Genomic DNA, 5482 nt, shown 5'->3' on the forward strand with positions numbered 1-5482 from the left:
GGGAAGGGGCTGGGCTACTTCGCGGGCCACGTGCAGCGACTGGCGGCCCGGCGGGTGCCGCATATCGGCTGGAACCAGGTGGACGAGGACAGCACGTTGTCCGGAGCGAAGCTGGACACCGTGTACTACGCGCACAGCTACGTGTGCCGGGTGGCGGACCCGTCGCTCGTCACCGCGTGGACGACGCACGAGGAGGACCGCTTTGCCGCGGCGGTGCGCCGAGGGAAGGTGGTGGGTGTGCAGTTCCACCCGGAGAAGTCGTCGGCCTCGGGTGTGGCCTTCGTGCGGGCGTTCCTCCGTGAGGTGCGCTCATGAGGGCCATCCCAGCCATCGACCTGCGCGAGGGGGCCTGTGTGCAGCTCGTCGGAGGCTCGTATGACGCGGAGCGGGTGCGAGTGGATGACCCGCTCGACGCGCTTCGGCACTGGCGTGGCTTCGGCTTCCGTTCCTTTCACGTCGTCGACCTGGACGCGGCGCTGGGGCGTGGCTCCAACGCTCGGGTGGTGACGCGAGGCTGGACGGCGGGGAGTGGCAGGACGCTGGACCAGGTCCTCGCGGTGCTGGAGCCCCTGGCGCTCGGTGGGCTGTTGGTGACGGCGGTGCACAAGGAAGGACAGCTGGAGGGCGTGGACCTGTCCCTGATGCGCGAGGTGGTGGAGCGCACTCGTCATCGGCTCTACGCGTCTGGGGGCGTGACGACGATGGACGACCTGCGGGCGCTGGCCTCGGCGGGGGCGTACGGAGCGGTCATCGGCATGGCGCTGTACACGGGACGGCTGGATGCGCGCGAAGTCGCGCGGGAGTTCGCGGAATGACCCTGGTCACTCGGGAGACGAAGGAGACGCAGGTGCGCGTGGAGGTGTCGCTCGGTCGCGGGGCGACGCAGGTGGACACGGGGCTCGTGTTCTTCGACCACATGCTCTCCACCTTCGGGCGCTACGCGGGGCTCGACTTGAAGCTGCATGCGCGGGGTGACCTCAAGCACCACCTGATGGAGGACGTGGCGATCACGCTGGGGACGGCGGTGCAGCGGGTGATTCCCGCGACGGCGGCGCGCTTCGCGGAGCGGACCATTCCCATGGACGACGCGCTGGTGCAGGCATGCCTGGATGCGGGGGGACGCTTCTTCTACGAGGGGCCGCTGAAGAACCGGCTGTACGAGCACTGGATGCGCTCGTTCTGCGAGCACGCGAAGGTGACGCTGCACCTGCGGGTGCTGCGTGGGAAGGACCGTCACCACGTGACGGAGGCCGCGTTCAAGGCGCTGGGGCTCGCGCTGCGGGACGCGATGGTGGATGGCGGCACGGTGTTCAGCATGAAGGGCTCCGTGGCCCTGGAGGTGACGTGATGCTCACGCGACGACTCATCGTCTGTCTGGACGTGAAGGGCGGCCGGGTGGTGAAGGGGGTCCGCTTCGAGGGGCTTCGCGACGTCGGCGACCCGGTGGAGCTGGCGCTGCGCTACGAGCAGGAAGGCGCGGACGAGGTGACGTTCCTCGACATCTCCGCGAGCGAAGAGGAGCGCGAGACGCTCTGGGATTTGGTGCGGCGCACGGCGGAGCAGTTGTTCATTCCGCTGACGGTGGGCGGCGGTGTGCGCACGGTGGAGGACGTGGGCCGGGCGCTGCGCGCGGGAGCGGACAAGGTGAGCATCAACTCGGCGGCGGTGGCTCGGCCTGAGCTGCTGACCGAGTGCGCCGAGCGCTTCGGAGCCCAGTGCGTGGTGGCGAGCATCGATGCTCGCAAGGAGGGGGAGCGCTACCGCGTCTACACGCATGGAGGGCGAAGGCCGACCGAGCTGGACGCGGTGACCTGGGCCCAGGTGTGCGTGGCGCGTGGGGCAGGGGAGGTGCTGCTCACGAGCATCGACCAGGACGGCGCGCGTTCGGGCTACGACCTGGAGCTGACCCGGAGGGTGGTGGACGCGGTCGCCGTGCCCGTCATCGCCTCGGGTGGCGCGGGCAGCGCGGAGCACGTGAGGGACGGGCTCACGCGAGGTGGCGCGGACGCGGCGCTGGTGGCGGGCATCCTCCACGATGGGCTCACGACGGTGGGCGCCATCAAGTCGCTCCTGCGTTCGAGCGGCCTGCCGATTCGGAGCACGCCATGACCCGGACCTTTCGCTGCGCGATGCGCGTGTCCGAGGCGCGATGTCTTCGCGACATCGCGCCCGCATCGAGGAACATCATCACCCGGTCGCGCCGCGGAGCACGGGGGCACGAAATGACTCGGACTCTTCACGGTGCGACGCGCGAGCCCGAGCCCCGAGGGGTGCCTGCCAGCGGCGGTGCTTCGCTCAAGCCCCTCCGGTCGCTTCGGACGAACACGGTGGGCAACAGGAGCATGAGATGACGACCCAGGGACTGATGCAGGCGGCGGCGGAGGTCGCGCGCTCGGCGGGTGACGTCGCGCTCAAATTCTTCCGGGGAGGCATCGCGGTGGACACCAAGAGCGACGGCACACCCGTCACCGTGGCGGACCGCACCGCGGAGCAGACGGCACGCGAGTGGCTTGAGACGCGCTTCCCCGAGGACGGCATCCTCGGCGAGGAGTTCGGTGAGACACGCCCCGGCGCGAAGCGTCGCTGGATTCTCGACCCCATCGACGGCACCAAGAGCTTCATCCGCGGAGTGCCGCTGTGGGGCACGCTCGTCGCACTGGCGGAAGGGGAGCGCATCCTCGTGGGGGCCGCGTACTTCCCCGCGGTGGGCGAGCTGCTCGTCGCCGCTCCAGGAGAAGGCTGCTTCTGGAACGGCCAGCGCGCCCGCGTCTCCGGACAATCCGACCTCGCCCGCGCGGTGGTCCTCTCCACCGACGAGCGCTTCTCCCAGTTCCCCGAACGAGGCGAGGCCTGGCGCCGCTTCACACGTGACGCGGCCGTGTCGCGCACCTGGGGTGACTGTTACGGCTACCTGCTCGTCGCCACGGGGCGCGCGGAGGTGATGGTGGACGAGCTGCTCTCGCCCTGGGACGCGGCCGCGCTCCAGCCCATCATCGAGGAAGCCGGCGGCGTCTTCACCGACTGGACCGGCCAGCGCACCGCCTTCGGCGGCAACGGCATCGCCACCAACGCGGCGCTGGCCCGACTCTCCCGCGAGCGCCTGGGCGCGACGAGGACCCCCTGATGCTGGACCTGGACACACTCGACTTCACCAAGGGCAACGGGCTCGTCACGGTGGTGACCCAGGACGCGGCCACGGGCGACGTGCTGATGGTCGCGCACGCGGACCGCGAGGCCCTGGAGCACACACTCGCCACCGGCGAGATGCACTACCGCTCCCGCTCGCGAGGCCTCTGGCACAAGGGCGCCACCAGCGGGAACACCCAACGCGTCGTCTCGCTGTCCGCGGACTGCGACAGGGACGCGGTGCTCGCCCGCGTCCACAAGGCCGGCCCCGCCTGTCACACCGGCGAGGAGACCTGCTTCGGCACCGGTCGCTGGGATGCGCTCGCCGCGCTCGACGCCACGCTCACCGAGCGCGCTTCACACGCCCCGGCGCGAGACGAGAAGCCCGGCTACACGCGACGCCTGCTCGGCGACAGGAACCTGCGCCTCAAGAAGCTGGGGGAAGAAGCCGCGGAGCTGGTCACCGCCTGCGCGGACGCGGACGCGAGCCGCGCCGTGGAGGAGGCCGCCGACCTGCTCTACCACCTGCTCGTCGCCATCAAGCCCCTGGGGCTCTCGCTCGAGGACGTGAAGGCCGTGCTCGCTCGTCGCGCGGCACCCCAGGTCTCCAGCGACACGAGATGAGGCCGTCACACTTCACGTGAAATCCACGCGGGGCTGTCCGGACATTCCACGTATCAGCCCCCGAATTCCGGACGTGTCAGCGTCGACCCAGCGGGATTTGTCCGTCACGGCTGCATCCTCACAGTCGCACTGCGACGAAGAGGTGCGCGCCCCCAGCAGTGACTCTCTTCAATGAAAGGAGTGTTCCTGCTACACATCCAGACGCGCGGCGCAGTGGAGAACGCCGGCCGGGCGCTTCGTGGCATCGAAACCGTCCGCCTCACCGGAGGCATCGTGAACGGCCCCACCACGTACAAGGCAGAGCTCATCGACCGAGTCATCTTCTCCCGCTGGCAGAATCCTCCGACCAAGGAGGACGTCGCGGCGATCCTGGCTCAGATGGAAGAGGCGGCGACGAGCCTCAACACGCGCCTCATCTACATCGGCTCCGTGAGCCCGAAGTCCAAGGTGCCCGACGCGAACGAGCGCACCATCCTCAACAACTTCCTGGTGGACGCGCGCAAGAAGTGTGTCGAGCAGGCGTGGCTCATCTACGAGGGCACGGACCTGCAGCACAACCTCCAGCGGGTCATCATCTCCGGCGTGCTCATCCTCACCCGCACCTTCGACAACTTCCTGTCGGTGGCGAAGTCGGGCGAGTCCATCGTCAAGGACGTGAGCACCGTCCTGAAGAAGGACGCGGCGCCCATCTTCCAGCTCGCCAAGGAGCGCGGCCTCGTCGCCTGAGGCCGCCCCGGCGCCGCTCACCGGGCGCCGAGTATCTCCAGCTCCGCGAGCTGGCCGTCCGCGCTCTCGGGGAACACGCTGACCGCGTCCACGTCCACCTGCGGCACGGTCAGCACGCAGCTCTCCCACGCGCCCGTGCCCTGGTAGCGGCACACCGTGGGGTTCACGAACGAGAAGCCTCCCTCCGGGTCACTGAGCCCCACGCCCTTCGGGGTGCGCACGATGGCGCGCAGCGTGCCCGCGCCCTTCGCCCGGACGCGCACGCCCACCAGGTGCTTGAGCGTGGGCGCGTAGCCCGCGCGCAGCGCCCCATCCGCCGCCCAGCGTGAGGTCTTCGCGGCGTTGCTCACCGCGACGCGCGTGTTCTCGTCCCCGTCGAAGGCCTGGAAGCCGGGCTGGGCGCCGGTGAGCTGATCCGGCTTCACCGGCTCGGTCTCCACGCGCGGCGCGCTGACGAGCGTCCGGAGCGTGGGCACCTTGTCCCCCTGCTGGAGTGCCGCCGCGCGCAACACGGACAGGGGGAGGTGCCCGGCTCCGTGGCAGCGGGGCGCCAGGCCCTCCAGCAGCGGGAGCACCGTCGGGGGCAGGGTGATGTCCGCCTGCGCGGCCGGGGCCAGCCCCAACCGGACGAGCGTGTCGCAGGCCCCCGCCGTGCCCTGCCCCGCGTGCTCCAGGTTCCACAGCAGCTCCGGGACCTCCGGCGCGCGGCCCACGGTGGCGTCCAGCAGGGCCTGCCCCACGCGCTGCGCGCAGGGGTTCACCCGGCCCGGGCACTGCTCGCACAGCGAGGCCAGGAGGCCCCGCAGCGGAGTGTCCACTCCCTGGCTGAACGGGGCCCGGGCATTCAGGGCCGGCCCCAGCTCGCAGGCGCGCGCGGTGGGCTGGGCGCAGGCCTTCAGGCGCGCCCGGGCATCGTCCAGGACGCTGGGGACCTCGGGGGCGCGCAGGGCGGCGTCCAGGGCCCGCTCCAGGGCGAGACAGTCGGGCGAGCCGAGCGTGGCGGGGG

Annotated in this window: 8 protein-coding genes; 7 read left to right on the plus strand and 1 reads right to left on the minus strand. The window is 70.7% G+C overall.

Going from position 1 to position 5482, the window contains the following annotated elements; translation table 11 throughout:
- The 7 genes from FL311_RS40745 to FL311_RS40775 all read left to right on the plus strand — a co-directional run.
- Positions 1 to 315, plus strand: a 315-nt coding sequence (locus tag FL311_RS40745) for an imidazole glycerol phosphate synthase subunit HisH (protein WP_368668618.1), incomplete at its 5' end; no start/stop codon positions are given.
- Entirely contained in the window at positions 312 to 815 is a 504-nt protein-coding gene (locus FL311_RS40750) for a HisA/HisF-related TIM barrel protein (protein WP_141333023.1), read from the plus strand. The genes FL311_RS40745 and FL311_RS40750, both read left to right, overlap by 4 nt.
- A complete protein-coding gene (locus tag FL311_RS40755) occupies positions 812 to 1348 on the plus strand; it encodes an imidazoleglycerol-phosphate dehydratase (RefSeq protein WP_141333024.1) in 537 nt (178 codons plus the stop codon). The genes FL311_RS40750 and FL311_RS40755 overlap by 4 nt, the downstream gene beginning before the upstream one ends.
- Entirely contained in the window at positions 1348 to 2109 is a 762-nt protein-coding gene (gene hisF / locus FL311_RS40760; RefSeq protein WP_141333025.1) for an imidazole glycerol phosphate synthase subunit HisF, read from the plus strand. The genes FL311_RS40755 and hisF overlap by 1 nt, the downstream gene beginning before the upstream one ends.
- A 238-nt stretch (positions 2110 to 2347) precedes the next feature.
- On the plus strand, positions 2348 to 3124 hold the full coding sequence (hisN, locus tag FL311_RS40765) for a histidinol-phosphatase (protein ID WP_141333026.1): 777 nt from the start codon (positions 2348 to 2350) through the stop codon (positions 3122 to 3124).
- Positions 3124 to 3750 carry a bifunctional phosphoribosyl-AMP cyclohydrolase/phosphoribosyl-ATP diphosphatase HisIE gene (gene hisIE, locus FL311_RS40770; protein ID WP_141333027.1) on the plus strand — a complete coding sequence of 209 codons (627 nt, stop codon included), beginning with the start codon at positions 3124 to 3126 and terminating at the stop codon, positions 3748 to 3750. Before hisN ends, hisIE begins: the two co-directional genes overlap by 1 nt.
- 171 nt (positions 3751 to 3921) lie before the next feature.
- Positions 3922 to 4476, plus strand: a complete 555-nt coding sequence (locus FL311_RS40775) for a DofB protein (RefSeq protein ID WP_223747628.1) — start codon at positions 3922 to 3924, stop codon at positions 4474 to 4476.
- Between the two features lie 17 nt (positions 4477 to 4493).
- Here FL311_RS40775 and FL311_RS44555 read toward each other — a convergent pair.
- Positions 4494 to 5482, minus strand: a 989-nt coding sequence (locus FL311_RS44555; RefSeq protein ID WP_194869583.1) for a hypothetical protein, incomplete at its 5' end; no start/stop codon positions are given.

Origin of the sequence: Myxococcus sp. AB025B, assembly GCF_006518215.1 — a bacterium.
Classification (GTDB): domain Bacteria; phylum Myxococcota; class Myxococcia; order Myxococcales; family Myxococcaceae; genus Myxococcus; species Myxococcus fulvus.